This is a genomic window from Lactococcus cremoris subsp. cremoris KW2, assembly GCF_000468955.1.
Lineage (GTDB): Bacteria > Bacillota > Bacilli > Lactobacillales > Streptococcaceae > Lactococcus > Lactococcus cremoris.
The window spans coordinates 362401-389128 of sequence record NC_022369.1 but is presented as its reverse complement, the minus strand read 5'-3'; the positions used below and the strand labels follow the sequence as shown (position 1 = coordinate 389128).

General features: G+C 35.0%; 23 protein-coding genes. 9 read left to right on the top strand and 14 right to left on the bottom strand.

All coding sequences use genetic code 11. The features are described 5' to 3' along the window. Positions 1 to 40 precede the first annotated feature (40 nt). The gene (locus KW2_RS01915) at positions 41 to 325 is read right to left on the bottom strand and encodes a hypothetical protein (protein WP_011675459.1); all 285 of its coding nucleotides are present in this window, start codon (positions 323 to 325) and stop codon (positions 41 to 43) included. 102 nt (positions 326 to 427) lie between these two features. Between KW2_RS01915 and pepA the strand changes: the two genes are divergently transcribed. Beyond that, positions 428 to 1495, top strand: a complete 1068-nt coding sequence (gene pepA / locus KW2_RS01910; RefSeq protein ID WP_021036726.1) for a glutamyl aminopeptidase — start codon at positions 428 to 430, stop codon at positions 1493 to 1495. Between the two features lie 38 nt (positions 1496 to 1533). On the opposite strand, the gene KW2_RS01905 is transcribed toward pepA, so the two are convergent. Further along, on the bottom strand, positions 1534 to 3972 hold the full coding sequence (locus tag KW2_RS01905; RefSeq protein WP_021036725.1) for a transglycosylase domain-containing protein: 2439 nt from the start codon (positions 3970 to 3972) through the stop codon (positions 1534 to 1536). Positions 3973 to 4116: 144 nt separating this feature from the next. Between KW2_RS01905 and tyrS the strand changes: the two genes are divergently transcribed. The 3 genes from tyrS to KW2_RS01890 all read left to right on the top strand — a co-directional run bounded on the left by tyrS (position 4117) and on the right by KW2_RS01890 (position 8103). After that, positions 4117 to 5376: a tyrosine--tRNA ligase gene (tyrS, locus tag KW2_RS01900; RefSeq protein ID WP_011675456.1), complete on the top strand. Its 1260-nt coding sequence runs from the start codon at positions 4117 to 4119 to the stop codon at positions 5374 to 5376. Positions 5377 to 5500: 124 nt separating this feature from the next. Next, positions 5501 to 5971, top strand: a complete 471-nt coding sequence (locus KW2_RS01895; protein WP_011834452.1) for a hypothetical protein — start codon at positions 5501 to 5503, stop codon at positions 5969 to 5971. A gap of 89 nt (positions 5972 to 6060) precedes the next feature. Further along, positions 6061 to 8103 carry a cation:proton antiporter gene (locus KW2_RS01890; RefSeq protein ID WP_021036724.1) on the top strand — a complete coding sequence of 681 codons (2043 nt, stop codon included), beginning with the start codon at positions 6061 to 6063 and terminating at the stop codon, positions 8101 to 8103. 55 nt (positions 8104 to 8158) lie between these two features. Here KW2_RS01890 and KW2_RS01885 read toward each other — a convergent pair whose 3' ends face one another. From KW2_RS01885 to KW2_RS01865, 5 genes are all read right to left on the bottom strand, one after another. Further along, entirely contained in the window at positions 8159 to 8593 is a 435-nt protein-coding gene (locus KW2_RS01885) for an OsmC family protein (protein ID WP_021036723.1), read from the bottom strand. A gap of 97 nt (positions 8594 to 8690) precedes the next feature. After that, the gene (locus tag KW2_RS01880) at positions 8691 to 9296 is read right to left on the bottom strand and encodes an FMN-dependent NADH-azoreductase (RefSeq protein ID WP_021036722.1); all 606 of its coding nucleotides are present in this window, start codon (positions 9294 to 9296) and stop codon (positions 8691 to 8693) included. A gap of 156 nt (positions 9297 to 9452) precedes the next feature. Then, positions 9453 to 10859, bottom strand: a complete 1407-nt coding sequence (locus tag KW2_RS01875; protein WP_021036721.1) for an MFS transporter — start codon at positions 10857 to 10859, stop codon at positions 9453 to 9455. Positions 10860 to 11073: 214 nt separating this feature from the next. Then, on the bottom strand, positions 11074 to 12294 hold the full coding sequence (gene thiI, locus KW2_RS01870; RefSeq protein WP_011834448.1) for a tRNA uracil 4-sulfurtransferase ThiI: 1221 nt from the start codon (positions 12292 to 12294) through the stop codon (positions 11074 to 11076). A 354-nt stretch (positions 12295 to 12648) separates the two neighbouring features. Continuing rightward, entirely contained in the window at positions 12649 to 13623 is a 975-nt protein-coding gene (locus KW2_RS01865) for a TDT family transporter (RefSeq protein WP_021036720.1), read from the bottom strand. Between the two features lie 155 nt (positions 13624 to 13778). Here KW2_RS01865 and KW2_RS01860 point away from each other — a divergent pair, with 155 nt between their 5' ends. Both KW2_RS01860 and KW2_RS01855 read left to right on the top strand, forming a co-directional pair. After that, positions 13779 to 14600 carry a LysR family transcriptional regulator gene (locus KW2_RS01860; RefSeq protein ID WP_021036719.1) on the top strand — a complete coding sequence of 274 codons (822 nt, stop codon included), beginning with the start codon at positions 13779 to 13781 and terminating at the stop codon, positions 14598 to 14600. A gap of 315 nt (positions 14601 to 14915) precedes the next feature. Next, positions 14916 to 15860: an L-lactate dehydrogenase gene (locus KW2_RS01855; RefSeq protein ID WP_021036718.1), complete on the top strand. Its 945-nt coding sequence runs from the start codon at positions 14916 to 14918 to the stop codon at positions 15858 to 15860. Between the two features lie 217 nt (positions 15861 to 16077). Here the strand turns inward: KW2_RS01855 and KW2_RS01850 are convergent, their stop codons facing one another. Beyond that, entirely contained in the window at positions 16078 to 17073 is a 996-nt protein-coding gene (locus KW2_RS01850; protein ID WP_080656312.1) for a YeiH family protein, read from the bottom strand. A 163-nt stretch (positions 17074 to 17236) separates the two neighbouring features. Between KW2_RS01850 and KW2_RS01845 the strand changes: the two genes are divergently transcribed. After that, on the top strand, positions 17237 to 18055 hold the full coding sequence (locus KW2_RS01845) for a LysR family transcriptional regulator (RefSeq protein ID WP_021036716.1): 819 nt from the start codon (positions 17237 to 17239) through the stop codon (positions 18053 to 18055). 196 nt (positions 18056 to 18251) lie between these two features. Beyond that, the gene (gene lysS, locus KW2_RS01840) at positions 18252 to 19736 is read left to right on the top strand and encodes a lysine--tRNA ligase (RefSeq protein WP_011834442.1); all 1485 of its coding nucleotides are present in this window, start codon (positions 18252 to 18254) and stop codon (positions 19734 to 19736) included. 82 nt (positions 19737 to 19818) lie between these two features. On the opposite strand, the gene KW2_RS01835 is transcribed toward lysS, so the two are convergent. The 3 genes from KW2_RS01835 to KW2_RS01825 form a co-directional block, all read right to left on the bottom strand. Further along, positions 19819 to 20796 (bottom strand): FAD:protein FMN transferase, encoded by a 978-nt coding sequence (locus KW2_RS01835; protein WP_021036715.1) that lies wholly within the window; start codon positions 20794 to 20796, stop codon positions 19819 to 19821. After that, positions 20793 to 21596: an NADPH-dependent FMN reductase gene (locus KW2_RS01830; protein WP_021036714.1), complete on the bottom strand. Its 804-nt coding sequence runs from the start codon at positions 21594 to 21596 to the stop codon at positions 20793 to 20795. Before KW2_RS01830 ends, KW2_RS01835 begins: the two co-directional genes overlap by 4 nt. Before the next feature lie 159 nt (positions 21597 to 21755). Beyond that, complete coding sequence (locus tag KW2_RS01825; RefSeq protein WP_021036713.1) at positions 21756 to 23189, bottom strand: amino acid permease; 1434 nt, start codon at positions 23187 to 23189, stop codon at positions 21756 to 21758. A gap of 305 nt (positions 23190 to 23494) precedes the next feature. Between KW2_RS01825 and KW2_RS01820 the strand changes: the two genes are divergently transcribed. Continuing rightward, positions 23495 to 24328, top strand: a complete 834-nt coding sequence (locus KW2_RS01820; RefSeq protein ID WP_021036712.1) for a peptidylprolyl isomerase — start codon at positions 23495 to 23497, stop codon at positions 24326 to 24328. A gap of 42 nt (positions 24329 to 24370) precedes the next feature. On the opposite strand, the gene KW2_RS01815 is transcribed toward KW2_RS01820, so the two are convergent. From KW2_RS01815 to KW2_RS01805, 3 genes are read right to left on the bottom strand one after another with little or no spacing between them, the layout of a single operon-like run. After that, the gene (locus tag KW2_RS01815) at positions 24371 to 25252 is read right to left on the bottom strand and encodes an RluA family pseudouridine synthase (protein ID WP_011834437.1); all 882 of its coding nucleotides are present in this window, start codon (positions 25250 to 25252) and stop codon (positions 24371 to 24373) included. Beyond that, the gene (locus KW2_RS01810) at positions 25252 to 26064 is read right to left on the bottom strand and encodes an NAD kinase (protein WP_021036711.1); all 813 of its coding nucleotides are present in this window, start codon (positions 26062 to 26064) and stop codon (positions 25252 to 25254) included. Before KW2_RS01810 ends, KW2_RS01815 begins: the two co-directional genes overlap by 1 nt. After that, on the bottom strand, positions 26051 to 26710 hold the full coding sequence (locus KW2_RS01805; protein ID WP_011834435.1) for a GTP pyrophosphokinase: 660 nt from the start codon (positions 26708 to 26710) through the stop codon (positions 26051 to 26053). The genes KW2_RS01810 and KW2_RS01805 overlap by 14 nt, the downstream gene beginning before the upstream one ends. Between the last annotated feature and the right edge of the window lie 18 nt (positions 26711 to 26728).

The window sequence follows — 26728 nt, the reverse complement described above, 5'->3', positions numbered from 1 at the left end:
TATTTCCTTTCGTATTTTTCAAATGGATTCTAACCATTTTCTAAAGAAGTTCTTCTTTTTTTTCAAAAACTTCTAAAGTTTTGGCATTGATTTCAAAAGCAATAGATTTATCATTACTGACAATTCCCCCTTCAAAAAGGGCACCAGAAGTTGGCTCATCAAAAATCCAAAAAGCATCAATTTTTTTTGTAGAAAAATGTTGTCGGACTCTATCAGTAAGCTCATGAATCATTTCTTCTTCCATGTTTTTATAACCATGATAAGCTGCGTGAGCAACGGCTGCTCCCGCGACAATTCCCAAACCAAACTTTAGTATTTTTTTCATATGGAAATTTTAACATATTTCTTGGTATAATTATAGTGTAAATCATCAAAAGAATTACTGACAGATTTGTCAGTAAATTTTTCAGTATCCCGGAGGAGAAAAATGGAACTATTTGACAAAGTAAAAGCACTGACAGAAATTCAAGCCACTTCTGGTTTTGAAGGTCCCGTTCGCGACTATTTAAAAGCTCGTATGGTTGAGCTAGGCTATCAACCAGAATTTGACGGACTTGGTGGTATTTTTGTGACAAAAGCTTCAAAAGTCGAAAATGCCCCACGAATCATGGTTGCGGCTCACATGGATGAGGTCGGATTTATGGTCAGCTCAATCAAAGCTGACGGAACATTCCGCGTTGTTCCTCTTGGTGGTTGGAACCCCTTAGTCGTTTCAGGTCAACGTTTTACCCTATTTACACGTACAGGTAAAAAGATTCCGGTTGTAACCGGTGGTCTTCCTCCACACCTTCTTCGCGGAACTGGTGTAACACCTCAAATCCCAGCAATCTCTGATATCATCTTTGATGGTGCATTTGAAAATGCTACTGAAGCTGCCGAATTTGGAATCGCCCAAGGTGATTTAATTATTCCAGAAACAGAAACAATTCTGTCAGCAAATGGGAAAAATATCATTTCTAAAGCTTGGGATAATCGCTATGGTTGCTTAATGATTCTTGAACTTCTTGAATTTTTAGCTGACAAAGAATTACCTGTAACATTAATTATTGGAGCGAATGTTCAAGAAGAAGTCGGACTTCGTGGTGCAAAAGTTTCCACAACCAAATTCAATCCTGATTTATTCTTTGCCGTTGACTGTTCACCAGCAAGCGATACCTTCGGTGACGATAATGGTCGCCTCGGAGAAGGAACAACGCTCCGTTTCTTCGACCCAGGTCATATCATGCTTCCTGGAATGAAGAACTTCTTACTTGACACTGCAGATCATGCCAAAGTTAAAACACAAGTTTACATGGCCAAAGGGGGAACCGATGCAGGTGCCGCTCATTTAGCAAATGGAGGAGTTCCTTCAACAACAATCGGTGTAGTAGCCCGCTATATCCATAGTCATCAAACTATTTTCAACCTTGATGATTTTCTCCAAGCTCAAACTTTCTTGAGAGCGATTATTACTTCACTTAATACTGAAAAAGTAGCAGAAATCAAAAACTACTAATTCTAATAAAAAAACACTAGGTAAATTCCTAGTGTTTTTTAGTTACTTTTTGATGAGGAAGTCTGACTAAAATTGAAAGAAGGTAAAATTTTCTTCCAACCAGCAGCTATATCACTAGCTGACCCACCTATAGAGAAATCATAGGTAGTAGTAGGTGCTCCTGCTTTAGTAGCCCAGAAGCTAGTCGTTGTTTCTCCGCCAAGGTTGACTTCTTGAGTCTTACCATTTGCTAGTTTAACTGTGACTTTCCCTGGTTTTTCTCCTGTAGAAACCAATACTTTACTTTTAGTAACATTTGGATCAGTATTTGGATCAGTAAATTTTTGTCCAGGGCCAAAAATGTTTGGATCAGCTGCATTAATCGCATTAACCAATTGTGCAATATAAGCTGCATTATTGATATATCCTGAATTACTTGTCATCGGTGAATTATCATCATGTCCAGCCCAACCACCAAGTGTAACTGAAGGTGTTGATAACATCATCCAAACATCTGTATAATCATCCGTTGTCCCCGTTTTACCAGCCCATTGAACATTCGTTGCTAGTGAAGGGTTAATCGTTTGTAAATTTCCATAAAACTTACTTGTTTTTTGAGATTTTACTGCGTCTTGAAGCATTGATTCCATAATTGTTGAAGTTGCTTCTGAATAAACTTGGGTGCCACCAGTACTTTTATGCTGATAGATTACATTTCCTGTATCATCTTTGATACTATCAACGATATACCAAGGTTCATATTTCCCACCATTAGCCAACGTTTGATAACCGTTCGTATGTTGAACAACCGTTGGATCAACTCCCCCACCAAGCGGAAGTGATTCTACAGAATAATCAGCAATATCATAACCCATCTTTGTCATGTAAGGTTCAACTGATTTTCCTTTATTTAAAATCGTTTGGTAAGTCCAATAAGCAGGAATATTATAAGAAACATTGAGAGCTTCTGAGAATGGCATCATTGCAGTTCCAGTTGAGCCTACGTGTTCAATATCTTGTCCACTAGAGTATTTGGCTGGATAGTTTGATAAGACACTTGCAGAGCCCATTAGTCCCATATCGATGGCTGGACCATAAGCCAAGATTGGTTTAATTGATGACCCAGGCGAGCGTTTAGTATCAAAGGCATGATTGACTTGACTTTGTGAAAAATCTAAACCTCCAATAAAGCCATAAACAGCTCCTGTTTTATTGTCCATTAAAACGTTCCCTGTTTGGATAGTTCCTGTACCATCTTGCATAAGCCCATTATAATCCGTTACAGCTTTTTGCATCGCATCATAAACTGTTTGATTAACTGTTGTTGTTACAGTATAACCACCATTTTGTAGTGATTGTTCCGCCAGTTCTTGATAACGTTTTTTCGTACTATCATTTCCTAAATCAGTCGCAGAAACTTTATCACGTTTAATCAAATAATTATAAATATCTGTAATTGCTTCATTATAAACTACATTATATAAATAACCATGTTCTTGTGATTCGGCAACTCCAGGTTGTAAAAATTCTTTTGAAATATCATAGGCTACATATTTTTTATAATCTGCCTCTGAAATATATCCCCCACGATAAAGATAAAATAATACTTCCTTTTGACGCTCCAGACCATAGCTCATATTTTCTTTGGATTTAAGGGAGCCATCCGCTGAATAAGGAGAGTAGACAATTGGACTTTGAGGTAAACCAGCAATAAAAGCCGCCTCTGGTATTGTCAAATCCTTGGCCGATTTACCAAAAATTCCTAATGCTGCTTCTTGCACTCCAGCGATATTTTGACCTTTATTGTTGCGACCAAAAGGTGAGACATTTAAATAATCTGTCAAAATTTGATCTTTAGTCAGATAATTATTAAGTTTTAGTGCATAGACGATTTCACTAGCTTTTCGTTGGAATGTAACACTATCTCCTAAAACTTGTTGCTTAATGAGCTGTTGAGTTAAGGTGGAACCACCAGAACTTGTTCCACCTCCAATTGAGCCAACAATTCCCCGAATGACAGCCTTTGGAACAACCCCTTTATTTGTTTTAAAACTGTCATCTTCGGTTGCAATCAAGGCATTTTTTACATTAGCAGATATATCATCACTTTTCACAGTAACGCGAATCAAATCACTGGAAATATCAGAGATTGGCTGACCATTACTATAATTAATGACAGAAACCCCATGTATATCATTAATTTTCGAAAGCATTTCAGCTTTGGGTGGTATCTTCGTTTGTTCAACTAATCGAGCAAAATAACCCACACCTGTTGCTGCTCCAAAGACGCCTACCAAGACAAAAACTATTCCAAATACTACACTCAAACCACGTAGTACTTTAAAAGTAATGGACAAACTTGACCTGTCATCACTATCATTATTATTTTTTTTAGGACTTTTCCTTGAAGAGTTACTTTGTTTGCGTCGTTTATTATCCATTTTTTCTTTTAAACGAGCACGAATCTCCTCTTGCGAGTCAATTGAGTCTTTTTTCATGCCCTTATTATATCAAATTTAAAACAATTTTTCGCCACTTTCAGAATTTTTTTTAGTAATTTGTTATAATGTAAAACAGTGCTGTTATTTTTTTACTTTTTAATCCAAAGGGAACAGCTCAATTATTATAGAAAGGATTTTTTTATGAACATTTTTGACGAACTTAAAGCACGTGGTTTGGTTTTCCAAACAACGGACGAAGCTGCGCTTTCCAAAGCGCTGACGGAGGATATGGTTTCCTATTATGTGGGCTATGATCCTACTGCTGATTCCCTTCATTTAGGTAATCTTGTACTCATTTTGACAATGAAACGTCTGCAAATGGCTGGTCACAAACCCTATGCACTTGTTGGTGGTGCAACTGGTTTGATTGGTGACCCTTCTTTTAAAGATTCAGAACGTTCGCTCCAAACAAAAGACACCGTAACAAAATGGTCTGGAAAAATCCGTAGTCAACTTGAGCGTTTCCTAGATTTTGAAAATGGTGAAAACAAGGCAGAAATGACCAATAACTACAACTGGTTTGAAAATCTGACATTTATTGATTTTCTCAGAGATGTAGGTAAACATTTTACTGTAAATTACATGATTTCTAAAGACTCTGTAAAATCACGCATGGAAAGCGGAATATCTTATACAGAATTTGCTTATCAAATTATGCAAGGTTATGATTTCTACGAATTGAACCAATTGCATAATGTCACTTTACAACTTGGTGGTTCTGACCAATGGGGCAATATGACTGCTGGTACAGAGCTTTTACGTCGTAAGGCTAACAAACAAGGACATGTTATCACTATTCCTTTAATTACAGATTCAACTGGTAAAAAATTCGGTAAATCAGAGGGAAATGCAATTTGGCTTGATGCTGATAAAACCTCTCCTTATGAAATGTACCAGTTTTGGCTTAATGTTGATGATGCAGACGCTGTGAAAATGCTGAAAATTTTCACCTTCCTTTCATTAGAAGAGATTGCTGAAATTGAAGAACAATTTGAGGCTGCTCGTCATGAACGTTTGGCTCAAAAAGTTTTGGCTCGTGAAGTTGTAAGTCTCGTTCATGGAAAAGAAGCTTATGAACAAGCTGTTAAAACTTCTGAAATCTTGTTTGGTGGTGGAGATTTACGTCAATTGGATGCTAAATCAATCCTAACAGGCTTGAAAGCAGCGCCACAACATCAAATCGCTCCTGATGAAGACCTGACTCTAATTGAGCTTTTAATTTCTGCAGGAATTGCTCCTTCAAAGAGACAAGCTCGTGAAGATATTACAAATGGAGCAATTTATATCAACGGAGAAAGAGTACAAGAACTTGATTATGTTCTTACAGATTCCGATAAAATTGAGAATCGTCTGACAGTCATTCGTCGTGGAAAAAAGAAAAACTTTGTTTTGACTTATTAATTATCAAAAATTCCTGCTATAAAATGAGCAGGAATTTTATTTTAGAAAAATTTAAGCGTAGCTCTTTCATTTAATCTACAATATGTTATAATAACTGTACTGAATATGTTTTTAGGTGATCAAAATGATAGATAAAAAATTTGAAGATAAGTTAAAAAACTTGCGTGAGTTGTACATCGATAAAAGACCCGAAGTGTCTCAAAAGCTTGAAGATAGTAAAAAATTTGAAGCTTTTATGGCCCTCTCAGACGAAGAAAAAGAAGAAAAACTTCACGCTAAACTTGAAATGCTTACTGATAAACTCATTAAGCTTGATGAAAAATTAGGAAATGCACTTGCTAACGAAGCAAGTGCTAACGATATTTCTGAGCTTAAATATTATATTGATGCCGTTAAGAATAAAAAATTAATTCTTGAACAAAAACTCGAATTAATCAAAAACGGTGAGTTTGATATTGCTCGTAAAGAACGAGTTAAACGTCAGCTTACAGATCTTGAACTCAAACGTTGTAAAGCGCTGTTAGGTAAAAAAGACTGCTCAAAAATCAATGAAAAAATTGCTTTAAAGAAAAAAGCAATTAACCGTTTGAAATAAATAAGTAGAATATGCACTAGTAGAGCTACCTTTGATAGCTCTACTTTGCACTTTTTAAGCGCTCGTCAATTTTTTAAAGAAAGGACTCTATGCTCCATACTATTTTTTATGTCATTATTTTCCTTTTGGTATTAGTTTTTTCAAATGTCCTTAATAAAGTTTTCCCAAAACTTGCCCTTCCGCTGATTCAAGTGGTTTTAGGACTTATTTTGGGCTTTTTTGGTGCTGACGAAGTTTTACATGTCGCTCCAGAATTTTTTCTAGGCTTTATTATTGCCCCACTTCTTTTTAGAGAAAGTGAAGAAGCTGATGTCAAACATATTTTAAAACATAGTAAAATTATTTTAGTACTTATTTTCCCGCTTGTTTTTATCACAACTCTTGGATTAGGTTTAATTTCTAATTGGATATATGTCGGACTTCCTTTGGCTGCTTGTTTTGCTTTAGGAGCCAGTCTTGCTCCTACCGATGCCGTAGCCGTGGGGGCTTTATCCAAAAACTTCTCCTTTCCACGTAGGGTCATGAGTGTTTTACAGGGTGAAGGCCTTCTCAATGATGCTTCTGGAATTATTTCCTTTCAAATTGCATTAGTCGCACTGGTTACAGGTTATTTTTCTTTTCCAGATGCTACAATGAAATTGGTGATCTCTGCCATTGGTGGGGCTGCTATTGGATTTAGTTTAATTTATATCAAAGGGCTAGTTTTAAGACTCTTAGAAGATGTCGATGCCCGAGATGTCTCAGGATATCTTCTCTTAGAACTTGTGGTTCCTCTTGCCGCCTTTCTCATTTCTGAAGAACTTCATGTTTCTGGAATTATCGCTGCTGTCGTCGCTGGAGTGATGTCAGCCAATGGTCTCAAAAGAACAACTTTATTTGATGCTCAAGTAGAAAAACTTAAAAGTACAATTTGGGACACTTTGACCTTCATTTTAAATTCCTTTGTCTTCTTGTTTTTAGGAATTGAACTTTATCAACTTGTTGTTCCACTTTTAGTTGACCCTGTTTATTCTTCAGCTCATCTTATTCTCCTTACCCTCGCTTTGACTGCTGGCTTATTTGCCCTTCGATTCGTCGTCATTGCCTTTTATTACTGGCTTCGTTCGCTTAAACAAAAACAGCCTTTCTCTGCTTATTGGAATGATATTCTTCTTCTTACTTTTGCTGGCTCTAAAGGAACTGTAAGTATCGCAACGATTCTTTTGGTTCCTCGAAGTGTTGATATCCAACCGGTCCTAGTCTTTCTAGCAGCTGCCGTAACTGGCTTAAGCTTTTTGGTCGGAATGTTCATTCTCCCTTTCTTTGCAGTCAAAAAAGTCTCTAAAGTTAACAATATCTCTAAAATCGCTATTTTATCCGAGGTTGTTGATGAATTACGCCAGGATATGACAACAGCTAAAAATCCACAGGGATACGATATTGCAATTGATGCTTATCAAGAAAGGATTCAACAGTTAATTATTGAGCAAGAATCCACCGATATGGCGATTGACTATAATGATTTGCAACTTTTGATTATCCGAATCGAATCTGAAGGTCTTGAAGCCTACTTACGTGAAAATAAAATTTCTATGTATACTTATCGAACTTATCAAAGGTATATTCGCTCATTGGAAACAAGTATTGTCCATTCCCTTGTTTCAAGTATTCAATTTGTTTATGTTATTACTTTGCGTGCCTTTCATTTGCTGGTTTCTCGCTTCTTGCATGTGGATTTTTATTTCAAAAAAACAAAAGCAGCAATGGAAACAACGCGTGATGAAATTACTGAACTATATTTCAATAACACCGAACTTATCTTACAAGCCTTGGACAATTTAAATGGGGTTTTTGATGAACAACTTTTGAATTTCTTACAATCAGAACGTTTGCGAACTTCTGAAATTGTGGCTTCTGGTGGTCATATTTCTCGGATGGTAAATAAAGCTCAGCCTAATAACATTACTGAAATGATGCGTGCCTACTATTTAGAACGTAAAGTTATCTTTGAGCATGAGCTCTCTGGAGCAATTACCGCAAGAGAAGCCAAAGATATGCGACTTAATGTCAATATTCTTGAAGATTATTCATTAGCAAGTAATCATCATACGCTACTTTTCGACTTTTTGGAACGTCGAAAAAATAAAAACTAATGATTGAATTAACATAAAATCAAAAAAAGTTACTGACAGCTTTGTCAGTAACTTTTTATTTTTCAATCTTAATAATCGTTTCTAATTTTATATTTCCTTGAATTGCCCTTGAAATCATACAAGAACTTTCTGCACGTTCTGCCAATTTGATCGCTTTACTTTCATCAGCCCCGGCGGCTAGTTTCATGAAGACATGATAGGTAATTTTTTCATAAGTAAAAATTCCTTTTGTCACATCAACCACTCCTTGTCCCTCTACTTTTAAATGTTCCAAAGGAATTTCATTTCGCTCAAGCATTGCCGCTAAAGTAATTGAGTAACAGGTGCTAGCAGCTCCAAGTAGCATTTCATCCGGATTGGTCCCCACTCCCGGTCCAGCCATTGTCTCAGGAATTGAAATTTTTTCATTAAGTGCCCCAGCTTGCAAGTCACCAATAGAATTTCTCCCACCAACCCAATCAATATGTGAATTAAAAAGATGTTTTACCATTTTTTAGCCTTTCCTTTTACTGACAACACCTACAGCTACTTACTGAGATTTCTGTCAGTAAATTCAAGAAAAAGTCTGTTCACTGACAGACTTTTATTTAGAATGTTTGAGCTTCTAATTCTACTTTTTTGATAAATTCAGCAAGAAGTTCTTCTGTTTTTTCTGGGTCATAAGCATGTCCTTCAACGGCAATTTGTCTAAAATCGCTACCGATAAAGTTAAAGATTGCTGACATATAAACTGTCGCAGGGTCTTGTGCTCCATAAACTCCACCATTAGCTTGTAAATGTAAGACTTTTTTGCCATTTGCTAAACCAACTGGTCCTTCAGCGGTATATTTAAATGTTTTACCAGCAACGTTTACAGTATCAACCCATGATTTAAGTTCAGCAGGAATCATCAAATTATACATTGGATTAGCAATGACAACTTTGTCAGCTGACAAAAATTGGTCTGTAAAACCAGCAAAACGAGCCAATTTATCTTTTTGTGATGCTGTAAGTTCTGCATTTTCACCTGCAAACATGGCACTGACTAATTCTGTGTTCAAAGTTGGAATATCAGCATTAAAGACATCCAACTCTTCAATTTCATCTTCTGGATGAGCAGATTTGTAAGATTTGACGAAAGCATCAAGACCTTTGAGTGAAAGTGAATATTCAGCAGTGAGTGGATGACCTTTTACAACAAGAAGTTTAGACATATTTTGTTCCTTTATAGAAATTATTTTTTATTATAAAATTTATTATAGCAAACTTTTCTAAATTCTCAATATATTTAGTACGTGAAAATTTACACATGTAAACATTTATTTGCTAGATTATCCTATAAAAAAAACAATCTATCGATTGTTTTTTTACTAACTTTTTTTCCGACCTAATAGACGAACTAAGCCCAATACCCAAGTGACTAAAACCAAAAAAGTTGAAAAATAGAAAGCTACATGAAAACCGTGCAAGAAGACATCAGGTTGATTTGTCAAATAAGTTGTAACCTTATAGCCCAATTGATTAGACATCGCTGTAAACAGAATTAAAGTGGCTAATGATGTTCCTAAAACAAAAGCCATATTACGAGCTAAAGAGTTTACAGAACCAGCGATTCCTAAATATTTTCGTTCAACAGTTTCCATGATTAATGCATTATTAGGACTTTGGAAAATTCCCATTGACATTCCTTGAATCAATAAAATCACGACTATAACCCAAGGTTCAGAATGTGGATTAATCAAAAGATAGCCAAGTTGGGACAAAACAATTCCTGAAATACCGACAAAAGTGACAATTTCTTTATCCATCTTATCAGCTGCTGAACCCGCCAAAGGACTGGCAATCAGCATAGCGACTGGGTAAGCCATCATAATCATTCCAGCCACTCCAGGAGCATAATTTCTAAAATCTTGCAGATAAAATGGTAATAAAATACTTGAAAACATAGCTACGGTAAAATTAAAGAGTGCCATAATAATGCTCATTGAAAACAACTTTGATTTAAAAATCCCTAAATCAAGCAAAGGCTGTGCCACCTTTTTCTCAGTGACAATAAATATCCCAAAGAGAATAAAACCAACAAGTGCGCCAATAATAATCAATGGATTAGTCCAACCCAGTGATTGACCGAAGTTAAGGGACAGAAAAAGTAAAATAACAACAGCTGTCATCAAGGTTCCACCCTTAAAATCAATATCTGACCATTTTCCACTCGTGGTTTCTTTTGGTAAGGCATGATTCCCAAAAATCCAAGCCAAAATTCCGATTGGAACATTAATCCAAAAAATATAATTCCAAGAAGCGACCTGCAAAATCAAACCACCAAGTGCAGGTCCAGCGATTGAACCCACTGAAACAAACATTGCCGAGATTGAAAGTGCTCTGGCTCGACTTTCAACTGGAAAAATTTCTGAAATAATTCCAAAACCAGTTGCCATAAACATTGAAGCCCCAATAGCTTGAACAATTCGTGCAAAAAGTAAAAAACCTAAGCCCCAACCAAAGTTTAAACCAGCCAGTGCTGAGCCTAAAATAAAAATCCCCCAACCAATTCGGGCAATTCGTGATTTCCCAATCAAGTCACCAAGACGACCAAAAATCAAAACAATCGCTGAAATGACAATGAGATAAATTGTCACCACCCATGTGATTTGTGAAGTTGAAACATGAAGTTCCCTTGACATCGTTGGTAGAGCAATGTTGACAATTGAACCATCCAATGTCGACATAAAAGTAAAAATCCCTAAGGCAATCAAAGCCTTTATTCGATCTGACATAAAATCCTTCCCTATAAAATGAGCGCCACAACTTCTTTTAAAATTCCCTAACAATCTTTATATTAAAAGGCTAACTCAAATATTTTTTCTAAGTTTATAAATAACGTTGGTTATTATATCCTTGTTTCAGTCCTTTGTCAAGTTTAGACTATTAATCGTAGTTTTCGTATCAAATAAAAAACTCTACTTATCAATAACAAGCAGAGTATTCATATTATAAGAAATCAGCAAATTCTTCTTCTTCGGTTTGGTCCCAATTTTCGCCAGCAATCGTTGTAAGCATAATGCCTTTGACTGCACGGTCAACCATTCCTTCAACATCCATTCTCTTTTCATATTGAATACAATTTTCAAGTTTAGGATTTGTTTTTGGAGAAGGTGGGGCAAAGACTGTACAGCAATCTTCAAATGGTAGAATCGATAAATTAAAAGTATCTATTTTTTCAGCAATTTCAATAATTTCATTTTTATCCATGGTTACCACTGGTCGAATGACCGGAGTATTAGTCACTTCATTAATGGCAGACATTGAGCCAAGCGTCTGACTAGCAACTTGTCCTAAAGATTCTCCATTAATAATTACTTTCCCGCCTCGTTCTTCACGAACACGGTCAACCACGCGCATCATGAAACGACGCGTGATTGTCATCAAATAAGCTTGTGGAGCTTTAGCTTTTATTTCTTCTTGAATCTCAGTAAATGGAACTTCAATAAAAGTGATTGCTCCGCCAAAGACAGTTAATTTAGCCGCCAAGTCCTTGGCTTTTTTTAGAGCACCTGGTGAAGTATAAGGAGGGCTAGCAAAGTGAACAGCTTCAATCTCAACGCCACGTTTCAACGCTAAGTAACCTGCAACTGGTGAATCAATTCCACCTGAGAGCATCAAATGTCCACGTCCTGCCGTACCAACTGGCATTCCACCCGCACCTTTGATATCTTCAAAACTAAGGTAAGTCGCATCTTGTCTAATTTCAACGCGCAAAGTGATATCTGGTTTTTTCATTTGTACTTTTGCGTAAGAGAAATTATCAAAAACAACATCTCCTAAAGCAATATTTAATTCTGTTGAATCTAATTCAAAGTTATGGTCAGCTCGTCTAGTAGCAATTTTAAAAGTCTGCCCTTCGCTATAAATTTCCTTAAAAAGTGCTACAACTTCTTTTTTTATAATGGGCATTGATTTTTCAACTTTGATTGAAGGTGAAAAATTTTGGATTCCAAAAACTTTTGTTAAACGATTTGAAACTTCGGCATAATCTGCTCCATTAAGTTCAATATGTGCTCTATCTCTTACTGCTGTAATTTTTAATTCAGGCATATCTGCAAGGACTTCACGGATATTTTTTGCCAAACGATTGATAAAGTAACCACGATTTTTTCCTTTGGTTGAAAGTTCACCATAACGAACCATGATTTCATCATATAATACAGTCATTTTTATTCTCCTATATTCTTTTGCATACATTTAATCATTAAATACTTCAAAAAATGAACAATTTAACCTAAAAATCTAGTCAAATTTTATTTATTTAATGAAAAAAGCACGCAGCGTTCTAATTATAACACAATGTTTCTTTTTTTTTATAGACGTTTTTAAAATTATTGGCATAGCCCAAAGGGAGATATTAAAGCTATCTTGAAAGTTAGACAAAGCAAAGTCTGAGCTTTAAATTTCCATTTTAAAAAAAGTAAGCTTAGTTAACTATAAAAAAACCACTAGATTCATTGACCTAGTGGTGCCTTTTTACAGTTTATTCATTTCTAAATTTTTTTGGAATTTGATGTTTTTTTAGATGCTTTCAACAGAATATTTTTCAGAGATAATCTGAAATAATTTACTTCCCAAAAAAATACAATATCTTATAAAAACGTAAGTAACGATTACAATCGCTATAAAAATTTCTAAATTAGCTAATAATTCTAAATTCAAAAATCGGAAAATACTGAGCTTACTTGTTAAATTTACCGCAGTGGCAGAAATGACAAGAGGGAATGTAAAGGCAGCATAACTAGGGTAAAAGGCACTTCTTAAAAGCTTTGTCAGTAAGCCCAAAGTAATAAAATAGATGGCTTGCGACAAGATAAATAAAAAGATAATGAACATTTTGGATTTTGATTCTACAACAGTGAGATAACCTACTAAGCCCAGTGAACCTGGTGCTGTGATGATTGTAATCAATGGAAGTAAAGATTTGTGCATTTTTCGTAAAATAAAGACTCTGTGCATAACAATAGGAAGAAGGATAAAGTAAAAGAGTAATGTTATCCAAACCACAACTTTCCCCACTTCAAGACCGAAATCTGGTGATGTCGCTGATATTACGCCAATGCCAACAAAAGTGATAAACCAACTCGGATAAACATCATGTATTTTTAGCTCTTTAGGGAGTATATGGAGATAAATAAAATACATCATTAAAATAAGATGCAAGACTAAAGCAGTCCACCAAATTACATTCGCGAGAAGACTAAAGCCGGATAAACGTTGTAAAAATACGCTTAGTACCATTAAAGACATGGTGAAAGTTGGTGAAACAGAGGCTACGATTGGGTCATTCAAAGTCGAAATTGCGTGCTTCATTGTAAGTCCTACTTTGAGCAAAATCAAAACCATAAGGAACAAGCCTAACATATCGTAAAGGTTTCCTAAAATAGCATAACCTTTACTGTAAAGGAGATTTCCTAAAGATATTAAGCCCAATATTAAGCCGCATATCGGGAGAGGAATTTGTTTTAAAAATGATATAAATTTTGAATAGATCATAAAACTTCTCTTTCTATATTTTTTATTAATTCTCGTTAAACAATTGATTCTATTAATAATATATAATAGTTGAATTAATTTGTAAAATAAATTATTATAATCATATAAATTAAAAAAAATAATTTGTTAATGCCATGTTTTAAGGAGAAAATCAGATGTTTTCATTATTTGAGACTTTTATCGTTGTTTATGAAACTAAAAGTTTTACCTTAGCCGGAAAATATTTATTTATTTCACAACCTACTGTAACCGTGAGAATCAAAAAACTTGAAGAAGAATTAAAATCAACATTATTTCTAAGGGGAAAACACCAAGAAATCATTCCGACTGAAGCCGCAATATTATTTTATCCCAAAGCGATTGCCTATCTAAAAAAATGGGAGGAAGACCAAGCGGAGGTACAAAAGAAATCTCTTGCAAAACATCCTTTCAAAATCGGAGTTTCACATAGTGCTGCTTTAAGTATTATGCCAAGAATTTTTAAAGTATTTGAAGATGAGTTGGAACAATTGGATGTAGAAATTAATATGTATGACTCAGAAAAAGTATTTGAATTAGTTGCAAATCATGATTTGCATTTTGGAATCATTGAACGACTACTCATTAGTGATCAAACCGAAACTTTTCCTTTGTTTTTAGATGAGTTGGTCCTTGCTGGAAATACAGATTCAGAAACTTTCTTTACCAGAGAATCTGGTTCAGGAATTGGATATTATATCAAAAGATATCTCAAATCTGCTCCTTCTTCTAGAAGAAACATTGTTCGTATGAATAGTAATGAGATGATTATTTCCCATATCAAAGCTGGTTTAGGTTCTTCTTTGATTTCTAAATCCTTTTTATCTGATGGTATTCCTTATCAAGAACTTGGAAGTAATTATCATAGAGAGTTTTTAGGAGTTTCTTTTGATGAAGAAAAAGACCCCGTGATTCAAAAATTAATTAATAAAATAAAAAAAGAAACCGAAATTCGTTAGAAATAATAAAAATAAGAAACAGAAGCAAGCTGCTTCTGCTTTTTTGTTTTTATTATTTTTTTTAATCATAACGATAAAATAAATTCATTTTACACATTGTAAAAATATAGATAAAATAATAATAGATTTTATAAAGAACATCAGAAAATTACTTTAAAGGGGGACTAGAATTGGCTTTTATAATCATTAGTTTTGTGATTTCTATCATTTTAATTTTATGCACTATGATTAGTTATCTATGGATTTTTAACAGATAGGTTTTATAAAAATATAGAAAAAAATATTGATTAATAAAAAATCGAAAAGGAGATAAAAATGAAAATTACAAGTAGAAAAGTAGTCGTGATTGGAACAGGATTTGTCGGAACAAGTATTGCTTATTCAATGATTAATCAAGGGCTTGTCAACGAGTTAGTTTTGATAGATGTCAATCAAGATAAAGCTGAGGGTGAGGCTTTAGATTTATTGGATGGCATATCTTGGGCTCAAGAAAATGTTATTGTAAGAGCTGGAAATTACAAGGATTGTGAAAATGCAGATATTGTCGTGATTACAGCTGGTGTGAACCAAAAACCTGGACAATCACGTTTAGATTTGGTCAATACAAATGCTAAAATTATGCGCTCAATCGTTACTCAAGTTATGGATTCAGGTTTTGATGGTATTTTTGTAATTGCTTCTAATCCTGTGGATATCCTTACCTATGTCGCTTGGGAAACTTCTGGTCTTGACCAATCTAGAATTGTCGGAACTGGTACAACTTTGGATACCACACGTTTTAGAAAGGAATTAGCCACAAAGCTGGAAATTGATCCACGGAGTGTTCACGGATATATTATTGGCGAACATGGCGATTCTGAAGTTGCAGTTTGGTCACACACGACGGTAGGTGGAAAACCTATTCTTGAATTTATTGTTAAAAATAAAAAAATTGGTCTTGAAGATTTGTCTAATTTGTCAAATAAGGTTAAAAATGCTGCTTATGAAATTATTGATAAAAAACAAGCCACTTATTACGGAATTGGAATGAGCACAGCTAGAATTGTCAAAGCCATCTTAAATAATGAACAAGTCATTCTACCAGTTTCTGCCTATTTGCGTGGAGAATATGGTCAAGAAGGGGTCTTTACTGGTGTTCCATCTGTCGTAAATCAAAATGGTGTCAGAGAAATCATTGATCTCAATATTGATGCTTATGAAATGAAACAATTTGAAAAGTCTGTCAATCAACTTAAAGAAGTCATAGAATCTATTAAATAATCTAGTTAGGTTTTACAGCAGTAAAGGAAAATAAAATGGTCGCTCTACTCTTTTTAGTCATTGCTTCACTTTGGGGATTAATCTGGTTTAACATTAGTGAATCAGATTGATTAATAAGCTTCTTGCTAAAGTGAAAAATTTAGCTAATGGTAATAATTACCATAAAAAAAGTCACTAAAACAGAATTTTAGTGACTTTTTATTTCTTTGATTTCTGATTATTTGATTAAAAGACCTATCAAAATAATTGCAAGTACTACTTGAAAAACTAAGATAGATGAACCATAAATCAGTAATTTTTTTCCTGCTTTTATGAATTCAACTAAATTTAGTCGCAAACCAATAGCGGCTAAGGCAATCGTTTCACACCAACCTGATAGAAATTTTGCGGTAGCTGAAACTTCTGGTACAAAATGAATCAATGTATCTAAAGTACAAAGCACTAAGAAACCAACAACGTACCATGGCAAAAAAGAATTTCTTTTAATTTTGATTTGAGCGGTTGCTTGTTCACCCTTTGTTTGTTTTTTGCTTCTAAAACCAAAATATAAAACGACAAAAACAAGCATAATAATTCGCATAATTTTAAATAGGGTTGCTAATGTTGTTGTGTTTGGATTTACCATTGTCGCTGAAGCAACGACTTGTCCAACAGATTGTTCTGTTCCGCCAATCAGTGCACCCCTTAATAAATCATTATTACCAAATATCCAAGTTCCTAAAAATGGAAGACTCAGCATTAAAATAGTTCCCATAAGATTGACCATGGCAATCGATGTTCTTTTCTCACTGGTCTCAGCTCCAATAACTGGTTCGACTGCGGCAATTGCTGATGAACCACAGACTGCATTTCCAGAAGCCATTAGGGCAGAGACATTAGCAGAAAAACCTAGTTTTTTACCCATAAACAAAACAAAAATAATTGTTGAAATCATTTGTATCAGAATAAATCCTACTCCGGAGAACCCTAATTTACCAATGGTTTGAAAGGTTACGGTCGCTCCTAAAAACATCACTGAAAACTCTAGAAGTTTTTTTTCTGACCAAGCCGTTCCTGCAAACAAAGTGACTTGTTTAAAGTACACATTACCCAAAATAATTCCTAATAATATTGCAATAGTTGCTGAACCTAAACTATGGAAGATAAAACGATTGAGTAAATAACTTACTATAGCAATGGCAAAGGAGAGCAGAAATCCTGGCAAAATACCCATGATGGCCTGTCTATCATTTTTAATATAATTTTTTAATTTTAACATTTTTCTACTTTTTCCTTTTTAAATTGTCTAGCATCAATTAGTTTACACAATCTCCTTTATTTTGTAAAATAAATTATTATCATTTTTAAAATTACTTTTATTAATTAAAGGAAGATTTATGTTCGCTTTACTCGAAACTTTTATTGCTGTGTTTGAAACCAAAAGCTTTACCAGAGCTGCTAGTCAATGTTTTATTTCACAACCAACCGCAACTGTTAGAATTAAAAAATTGGAGGAAGAACTGAAGGTTCAACTTTTTTCAAGAGGGCAACACCAAGAAGTAATTCCTACAGAAAGTGCCCATCTTCTTTATCCTAAAGCTTTAAAAACGCTCAATGATTGGAATGAATTACAATTTTCCTTAAAAAATCAGACGCCTAGTCGTAAACCTTTTAAAATTGCTGCTTCTCATAGTTCAGCAACTACTGTTCTCCCTCTGATTTTCAAAAATTTAATTCCTGAACTGGAACAACTTAATATTGAATTGATGATGCTTGATTCTCAAGAAGTTTTTGATTTAATTCGTAATCATGAAATTCATTTTGGAATTATTGAAAAACCGATGATGGATGAAACCATCGAAACTTTTCCACTCTTTAAAGACGAGCTCGTTCTTGCTGGCAAGCCTGAAAATGATATTTTTTTTATTCGTGAAGCGGGGTCCGGTGTGGCTCACTATACGCATAATTATCTTAAAGAAAATAATTTTAATCCGAAAAACTTAGTCAGTGTCAATAATAATGATATGATTGTCAGCCAACTCAATGCTGGAATTGGTGCGTCATTAATTTCCAAACGATTTATTAATGAAAACATTGCTTTTCAAAGTCTTGACGAACGTTATCACCGCATTTTTTATGGTGTTTCTTTCTTGGCCGAACAAGATAAATTGCTCAAAACTGTGATTAAACAAATTAAAAATTTAAGTGAATTCTAAAAAATTTACTGACAGATTTTTTTATTGTCACTCATCATTTTATAAATTTCTGTCAGTAATTTTGTAAGTATTTTTTAATGACAGCAAAAAAATCAGTTTAAGCCTATTCTTAAAGCGTTTACTGACAAAAAAATTCTGTTAATTTTTTGAAAATATGTTAAAATAGAGAGAATAAAAAATTACAAGGAGTACTATTTTGGCTGAAATCGAAGAACTTAATGACCAAATGAAAGTCCGCCGTGAAAAAATGGAAAACCTGCGCGATGCAGGAATTGACCCATTTGGACATAAATTTACACGTACGCACAACTCGCAAGAACTACACGAAGCTTATGACGAAAAGACGAAAGAAGAGTTGCATGAACTTGCACTTTCAGGAATTGTCGCTGGTCGTTTGATGACTAAACGTGGTAAAGGTAAAGTCGGTTTCGCCCATCTTCAAGACCGCGAAGGCCAAATTCAACTTTACGTTCGTAAAGACGAAGTTGGTGAAGAAAATTATGAAATTTTCAAAAAAGCTGACCTCGGAGACTTCCTCGGAGTTGAAGGCGAAATCATGAAAACTGATATGGGTGAATTGTCAATTAAAGCAAAAAAATTGACTTTCCTCTCAAAAGCGCTTCGTCCTTTGCCTGAAAAATTCCATGGTTTGACTGATACTGAAACACGTTATCGCAAACGTTATTTGGATTTGATTTCAAATAAAGAAAGCTTTAATCGCTTTGTGACTCGTTCAAAAATTATCAGTGAAATCCGTCGTTATATGGATGGTCGTGGATATCTTGAAGTTGAAACTCCAGTTCTTAACAACGAAGCTGGTGGTGCTTCTGCTCGCCCATTCTACACTCACCATAACAGCCTTGATATTGACATGGCACTTCGTATTGCAACTGAATTGCACTTGAAACGTTTGATTGTTGGTGGAATGGAAAAAGTTTATGAACTTGGCCGTGTCTTCCGTAATGAAGGAATGGATATGACTCATAATCCTGAATTCACAACAATGGAATCTTATGAAGCTTATGCTGATTTTGAAGATATTATGGATTTGACAGAAGGAATCTTCCAACACGTTGCTAAAACTGTAGTTGGTCAAGATGTTCTTGAGTACGATGGTAAAGAAATCAATGTTGGTGGAAAATTCAAACGTGTTCACATGGTTGATGCCATCAAGGAAGTTGCTGGAGTTGATTTCTGGCCTGAGATGACTTTTGAAGAAGCAACTGCTCTTGCAAAAGAACATGACATTCATGTTGAAAAACATTTCACTTCTGTTGGTCACATCATTAACGAATTCTTTGAAAAATATGTTGAAGAAACTTTGATTCAACCTACTTTCGTTTTTGGTCATCCAAAAGAAATTTCACCACTTGCTAAAATGAATGAAAAAGACCCACGTTTTACTGACCGTTTTGAACTTTTCATCAACGGTAAAGAATACGCCAATGCTTTCAGCGAATTGAATGACCCAATTGACCAATTGGAACGTTTTGAAGCTCAAGCCAAAGCTAAAGAACTTGGGGATGATGAAGCAACTGGTGTCGATTATGATTACGTTGAAGCACTCGAACACGGTATGCCACCAACAGGTGGACTCGGTATCGGGATTGACCGCTTAGTGATGCTCTTTACTGGCACAACTTCAATCCGTGACGTTTTGCTTTTCCCAACGATGAAATAAAAAATAAAAACCGCTTTTGGCGGTTTTTTTATTTCTGTCAGTAAATTTATATCTTCAAAATTACTGACAGGCTCTTGTTTTCTTATTCAAATTCAAAACTTTTATCAGCAATATATATTTGATATTTAGGAATACCAACGGTTTTTATCTTTTTATTCTTACTAATAAAGATTGCTCCAAAAACTTCTGGATGCTCTATCAGCCAATTTTCAATTGGTCCGTCAGCAAAAAATAATCTACTCGTTTCAATCTCTCCATCAATGGATTTTCTCGATAAGACCGTGACACTTGCAAGTGAATTGGGGTGAGGATAACCTGTTTCTGGGTCAATAATATGATGATAACTTTTATTATTGACTTTTAAATAACGCTCAGCAATTCCTGAGGTTACTACTGAACTTTCCTCAGTCAAAATCTGTAAAATAGGTTCTTTGCGACTACTTAGTGGATTTTTAACTCCAACGCGCCATTTTTTATTTGTCTGATGGGGTGCTTCACCCATTAATAGAAGATTTCCGCCTAGATTAATGATGCCTGACGAGACGCCATAAGCCCTCCAAAAATCCTTGATCCGATCAGCAATATAACCTTTTGCTATTGCCCCTAGATCTATTTCCATTCCTTTTTTAGGAAGAAATATTGAAAATTCTTCATCCTTTAAAACAATCTCATCAGGATTGATAAGTTTTAGTTTTTCAGAGATTTCTGCTTGGCTTGGTACTTTAGCATCTGAAAAACCAATGTGCCAAAGTTTAACTAAAGGCCCAATTGCTGCATTAAATCCGAAATGTTCTTTACTTTTTTCTAAGGAAATTTTTGTCAGTTGATAGACAGGTTCAGTAACTTGTACACTTTCTATTCCTGCCATCTGATTAACAGTCATTAATTCAGATTTTTCTCGATTTACAGTAAAAATATCTTCATAATATTTGATTAATTGATAACTTTGGTCTAAAATTCCTTCGTCTTGGCAACCATAGATTGTTAAATCAATAACTGTTCCTAATGCTCGATAAGATTTTGTAATTTTGTTTGCCGTTTTTTTTTCTAAAGATTTCATTCGTTTTCAAAAGTCCCTTTTGAGTCCATAATATCATCGGGCCACAAATCTTCCTCAAGAAATTGAGTATAGGCTGATATTTCAGGCTCATTCACTTCTTCATTTTCGGTAGCTCCCGTATCTGCATCTGAAAGGAGAGGAAAACCAAGACTCGTGTCTTCAATCCACCAATCTTCATCATCAGCAGCAGCTTGTTTTTCCTCTTTAGCTTTCGATTTTTTTTCAACTTCTTTTTCATCTTGAATCTCCAAGCGCATCGGTTTTATTGTCTTACTATAAAGCATAAAATTACTAAAACAATGCTCTAACCAGCTAATCGTATGCTCATCAATCAGGTTATCCTGATGATCAAAAGCTTCGGTGGCACGCCCCAAGAGAAATTGATTTGAAGGCAAAACAAAAGCATCAAGACCTGGTGAACTTAAGATTTGGCGAAGATTTTCTTGAGCAAAAACGGTTCCCATATTTCCTAACGAGGCCCCAACAATCATGACTGGTCTATTGTTCAATGGCTGATTTTTCCCCCAAGAGAGCCATTCAACTAAGGATTTCAAAGCAGCAGTGATGGCATGGTCATATTCAGGAGTGGAAAAAATTACCCCGTCGGCATCTTTTATCGCCAGAGCAATTTTCTTTACTGATTGAGGAAATACTTTTGTATCCTCAGAAAATAGTGGAACATCTGTAATTTCCACTACATCTATTTGTGCTTGATTTTTGAAATGTTTTTTCATATACCAAAGCAGTTTTCGATTATATGAAAAACTAGCATTGGTCCCTACAATGGCGATAAATTTCATCCCATTTCCTCTTTCAATTGGTAAATATTATGTAAGTGTATTCTATATTTTATTCTTTATTAATAGTAGTATTTGTACTATATTAATGTCTATTTCGACTTACTGCTCTTTATATTATAAATAAAAAATCACAACTCTATAAGAATTGTGATTCAGATATTATTTTTCTCGACTTAAATCGACTTCTTCAAGTGGAATAATTTTTGTATTATACTTCCATTTATAACCAAAATAAAGAACAATGAAAATCGGAATAGCCGCATATAAAGCTAATCCTTCGCCCCAGTGCTCACTAAAGAGCATGGCTGGGTCAAGATTAATTGCGATGGCTGCAGTCATCAAGAGCGCCACAATTGGTCCAAATGGGAACCATTTTGCTTTGTAAGGAAGATCTTCCAATTTTTTTCCTTGAGCAATATAAGCTCTTCTAAAACGAATGTGGCTGACAGAAATTCCAAGCCAAGCAAGAAATCCTGTCAGTGAGGACAAATCAACCAAGAAAAGATAGATTTGCGTTCCAAATATTCCCGTTAAGAAAGCAATGAAACAAATGATTGTCGTTGCTAGAAGTGCATAAAAAGGAATTCCATTTTTAGCCGTGCGACCAAAGAATTTTGGCGCTCCCTTTTCTTGACCTAAAGAATAAAGAATCCGAGTTGAAGCGTACATCACTGAATTTGCTGACGAAATGACAGAGGTGAGAATGACCGCATTCATCACTGATGCTGCTACTGCAAATCCAATATTTTTAAAGACTATGGTAAATGGACTCATGACAGCTGTTGAGCTTGGGTTCAACAAACGAGGGTCTTTGAAATTAATAATAGCTGCTATGACAATAATTGAAAAGATGTAAAAGAGTAAGATTCTCCAGAAAATAGAATTCATTGCTTTAGGAATCGTTTTTCCTGGGTCTTCAGATTCTCCTGCAGTAATTCCTAACATTTCAGTTCCTTGAAAAGAAAATCCTGCAATGAGTAAAACGCCAACAAAACCTGAAATTCCACCAACAAAGCCATGATTTCCTGCTGTCAAATTGGCAACAACATCAACATTTCCTTGTCCCAAGACTCCAAAAATTGTTAGTAGGCCAATGGCTAAGAAGAGAACAATCGTAATCACTTTAATCGTTGATAGCCAATACTCAGTTTCCCCAAAAGCACCAACTGCCATAACATTAATGATAAAAATTAGAACTGTCGCAATTCCTGAAAAAATCCAGGAAGGAAGGTGTGGGAACCAAAACTGAGTAATCAATCCAGCCGTCGTTAAATCCACGGCAATCGTAATGGCTCCATTTAGCCAATAATTCCAACCTAGCGCAAATCCAAAGGCAGGGTCAACATAACGCCCACCATAGTCAGAAAATGAACCAGAGGTAGGCAGATAAGTCGCCATCTCTCCCAGTGAAGTCATTACAAAATAAACCATGATTCCAATAAAACAATAAGCGAGGACTGCTCCCCAAGGACCCGCTTGACTAATTGTTGCTCCTGAGGTTAAAAACAAACCTGTTCCAATTGTTCCCCCTAAAGCAATCATAGTAATGTGGCGCTGTTTGAGGTTGCGCTTGACCTGATTTTGATTTTCCATAATCTTTACTTTCTAATCTCTTGTTTTTTTACAAACCAGAGCACGAACAAATAAAAAGACCAGTTGTCTTTACAACCGGTCTCTTGAGAATCACCGGCATAGATACTTGAGCGTACTCTAAAGCTGTATCTATACCTACTGTATGACACAACTCTTATCTATGCAAATGATGATGGCGCAATGAGCAATTCATTTCGTGATTCTCCTTTCGTGATTTTTCTATATTCTATACCTTTTTTTTTGAAATTGCAAGAATTAATTTAATATAAATTTATAATTACTCGTTTTTATGATAAAATATTCCTATGAATACGAATAAAAAAAATAACACAATTCTTTTTACAATCTTTGGGATTGTCCTAATTGTTGTCGTTGGGCTCTTAGTTTTCTTTGCAAATCGCCCAAAAACAGATGATAGTTCAGCAAGTAGTACAAATACTTCTTCTTCAAGTCAAAAAGTTAACTATCCAACAAATTATACCTTAAATGCTGCAGTAAAAAATTCAAGTACTGCCCTTAATGATTTAACTTTACCACAACTTTCGACAACTGTTGGTGAAGACGAAGCTGAAGTTCAAATCAAAACAAGTGCTGGAAATATCAACATTAAACTTTTCCCTAAATTAGCTCCTAATGCCGTTCAAAATTTCCTTGTTCTTGCAAAACATGGATATTATAAAAATAATGAATTTTTCCGTGTGATTAAAGATTTCATGATTCAATCTGGAGACCCTTCAAATAAAGGAACTGGAACAGCTTCAATCTTCGGTGGGAAAACATTTGATACAGAGATTTCAAATCAACTCTATAATATCCGTGGAGCCCTTGCTTTAGCAAATACAGGGCAAGCAAGCTCTAGCAGTTCACAATTTTTCATTGTTCAAAACCCTCAGGATATGACTAGTCAAATCCAAGATAAGAGCAAATATCCTCAAAAAATTATTGATGCTTATAAAAAGGGAGGATATCCTAGTTTAGATGGAAGTTACACTGTCTTTGGCCAAGTCATTTCAGGAATGGATGTTGTTGATAAAATTGCTAAAGCTGATGTAAAAACAAATTCTTCTGGGGAATCCTCAGCACCGATTGACCCTGTAAAAATTAAATCCGTTAAAATCCTTAAAGACTGGAAATTTTAATAAATAAAAAGTTACTGACAATTTTTCTGTCAGTAACTTTTTTTATTTCAATAAGTTTTTCATATCATCTGGCATGTCTAATTCCACATGAACCATTTCGTCAGTAAATGGATTTAAAAATTGTAAATGATGACAATGAAGGGCTTGACGTGAAATCAAATCATGATTTCCACCATATAAATCATCACCAACTAAAGGATAGCCAAGATGAGAAAAATGGACACGAATTTGATGCGTTCGACCTGTATGTAAAATAATATCAAGAAGCGCTAAATCATTTTTTCGCTCAGTCACAACATAAGACGTCAGTGCATTTTTTGATTTTTCATCAAAACGCACTTGCCGCTCTATAATCGAATCATCACGGCGTCCAATCGGTAAATCAATTTGACCAGAATCTGGCAAATCTCCATCATTAATAATGGCGTAATATCGTTTTTCTAAAGTATCTCGAAACTTATGCTGAACCATTAATGCATGAGCATAGCGATGCTTGGCTAGAAACATAATTCCACTGGTATCACGATCTAATCTAGTAATAATATGCACGGTTTGATTGGGATAATTTTTTCTAGAAATATATCCTTTGACAGCATTGGACATTGCCCCTGTCGGATGAAGAGACCCTGTAATTGAAGCCTTTCCCGCTGGCTTTTCAACAACCAGATAGTGGTCATCTTCAAACAAAACATTAAGTGGAACATCGTCAGGAATTAATTTTTCGTTATCTGGTTCATCAGGTACCGTAATCGTAACTAAATCACCTTTTTCCAGACGGTAAATAGCAGTTTTTTCAATACCATTCACCATAATTTGTCCACCATCAAATTTAACTTTTGTCAGTAATCTCCTAGAAATACCATGACGGCCTAGCATTGATTTGACCATGCTTCCTTCAATCTCGTTTCTAAAAGCAAACTGCATTATTCAACCTCCCCGATGAAGGATTTACTGACCCGTTCCCAAAATGGTGTATGGGCGCAATTAGCAAAAGAAATCGTTGTTCCATCTAAAGAAAACTCAATTGACTTAATATTTTTATATTCAAAAGTTAATTGGTCAAAAGTTAAACTATAATCATCTTCTGGCGCAGGACAAACCGTAATTGTATCTTTTTCAGCCACAATCATTGGTGAACCTAAAGTCCGATAAACAACATTATTCAAACTCGCAATTTCAGCAATTTGCATGGCCTTCACACGTGGATGGACTACTGCCCCCCCAATTGATTTATTATAAGCCGTTGAACCAGTTGGTGTAGAAATAGATAAACCATCCCCCCGGAAGCGTTCAAAAAGATAATCAGAAATTCTGACATCACCCACCATTGTTTTACTTGCACGTCGAATGGTTGCTTCATTAAGCACATGACGAACAATTTGATAGCCATCAGTAAAACTAACTTGAACACGAATGAGTGGGTAGTGAATGGCTTGAGCTGGATTTTCGTCATAAAGTGCTTCAACGACTTCAAATAAATCTTCATCAGTAAAATCTGTATAAAAGCCCAAATGTCCCGTATGAACACCTAAAAAGCGTACCCGGTCTAGTTGATACTCGTACATATGCATGGCCCGTAGAAGCGTTCCATCTCCTCCAACTGAAATTACAATTTCAGGATTAATATCATCAAAAACAAAATGTTCAGCTTTCAAAATCTTGCTCAATTTATTGAGTGTTTTTTTAGACTTCTCACTTGAATTTCCAATTAGCCAGACTTTTTTACCAAAGTTCATTTTCTTCACCATTTTCTTTTTTAAAGTCTTGTTTTTGCTGAGGGCTATCAAAAAGTAACTGTGCTTCTTGAATATCTTCCCGAATTTCGCCCATTTCAGAATCAAGCTGTGCAGCTTCACGCGCTGCATTTGTCAATCTAGCTTTGACATCCTCAGGAATTAATCCTCCATATTTATAATTAAGAGAATGTTCAATCGTTGCCCAAAAGTTCATGGCCAAAGTTCTAATCTGAATCTCAGCATTAACAATTTGGAAGCCATCAATCGTATCAATCGGATATTCAATAATGACATGATAAGAACGATAACCTGAGGCTTTTTGATTATTAATATAATCCCGTTCTTCAATTATTTTAAAATCTTTACGTTTACGTAAAAGCTCTAGCACATCCCAGACATCATCAACGAACTGAACCATTACCCGAACGCCGGCAATATCTTCCATTTCAGATAAATTTTCTCGGGTATAACCACGGAGTTTTGCTTTATTTCTGATTGATTCTCGACGCTTCACGCGCCCTGTAACAAACTCAATTGGAGAATACAAGCCTTTCTTGAGATATTGTTTACGAACACCACGAAATTTTATTTTTAATTCTCCGACAGTTTGGACGTAGGGGTCCAGAAATTCTTCCCAATTAAACATTTTTTCACCTTGTAAAAG

Excerpts from the sequence above, each read along its gene's own strand:
- KW2_RS01915 (WP_011675459.1), bottom strand. The coding sequence starts at position 325 with ATGAAAAAAATACTAAAGTTTGGTTTGGGAATTGTCGCGGGAGCAGCC.
- pepA (WP_021036726.1), top strand. The coding sequence starts at position 428 with ATGGAACTATTTGACAAAGTAAAAGCACTGACAGAAATTCAAGCCACT.
- KW2_RS01905 (WP_021036725.1), bottom strand. The coding sequence starts at position 3,972 with ATGAAAAAAGACTCAATTGACTCGCAAGAGGAGATTCGTGCTCGTTTA.
- tyrS (WP_011675456.1), top strand. The coding sequence starts at position 4,117 with ATGAACATTTTTGACGAACTTAAAGCACGTGGTTTGGTTTTCCAAACA.
- KW2_RS01895 (WP_011834452.1), top strand. The coding sequence starts at position 5,501 with ATGATAGATAAAAAATTTGAAGATAAGTTAAAAAACTTGCGTGAGTTG.
- KW2_RS01890 (WP_021036724.1), top strand. The coding sequence starts at position 6,061 with ATGCTCCATACTATTTTTTATGTCATTATTTTCCTTTTGGTATTAGTT.
- KW2_RS01885 (WP_021036723.1), bottom strand. The coding sequence starts at position 8,593 with ATGGTAAAACATCTTTTTAATTCACATATTGATTGGGTTGGTGGGAGA.
- KW2_RS01880 (WP_021036722.1), bottom strand. The coding sequence starts at position 9,296 with ATGTCTAAACTTCTTGTTGTAAAAGGTCATCCACTCACTGCTGAATAT.
- KW2_RS01875 (WP_021036721.1), bottom strand. The coding sequence starts at position 10,859 with ATGTCAGATCGAATAAAGGCTTTGATTGCCTTAGGGATTTTTACTTTT.
- thiI (WP_011834448.1), bottom strand. The coding sequence starts at position 12,294 with ATGACTGTATTATATGATGAAATCATGGTTCGTTATGGTGAACTTTCA.
- KW2_RS01865 (WP_021036720.1), bottom strand. The coding sequence starts at position 13,623 with ATGATCTATTCAAAATTTATATCATTTTTAAAACAAATTCCTCTCCCG.
- KW2_RS01860 (WP_021036719.1), top strand. The coding sequence starts at position 13,779 with ATGTTTTCATTATTTGAGACTTTTATCGTTGTTTATGAAACTAAAAGT.
- KW2_RS01855 (WP_021036718.1), top strand. The coding sequence starts at position 14,916 with ATGAAAATTACAAGTAGAAAAGTAGTCGTGATTGGAACAGGATTTGTC.
- KW2_RS01850 (WP_080656312.1), bottom strand. The coding sequence starts at position 17,073 with ATGGGTATTTTGCCAGGATTTCTGCTCTCCTTTGCCATTGCTATAGTA.
- KW2_RS01845 (WP_021036716.1), top strand. The coding sequence starts at position 17,237 with ATGTTCGCTTTACTCGAAACTTTTATTGCTGTGTTTGAAACCAAAAGC.
- KW2_RS01835 (WP_021036715.1), bottom strand. The coding sequence starts at position 20,796 with ATGAAATCTTTAGAAAAAAAAACGGCAAACAAAATTACAAAATCTTAT.
- KW2_RS01830 (WP_021036714.1), bottom strand. The coding sequence starts at position 21,596 with ATGAAATTTATCGCCATTGTAGGGACCAATGCTAGTTTTTCATATAAT.
- KW2_RS01825 (WP_021036713.1), bottom strand. The coding sequence starts at position 23,189 with ATGGAAAATCAAAATCAGGTCAAGCGCAACCTCAAACAGCGCCACATT.
- KW2_RS01820 (WP_021036712.1), top strand. The coding sequence starts at position 23,495 with ATGAATACGAATAAAAAAAATAACACAATTCTTTTTACAATCTTTGGG.
- KW2_RS01815 (WP_011834437.1), bottom strand. The coding sequence starts at position 25,252 with ATGCAGTTTGCTTTTAGAAACGAGATTGAAGGAAGCATGGTCAAATCA.
- KW2_RS01810 (WP_021036711.1), bottom strand. The coding sequence starts at position 26,064 with ATGAACTTTGGTAAAAAAGTCTGGCTAATTGGAAATTCAAGTGAGAAG.
- KW2_RS01805 (WP_011834435.1), bottom strand. The coding sequence starts at position 26,710 with ATGTTTAATTGGGAAGAATTTCTGGACCCCTACGTCCAAACTGTCGGA.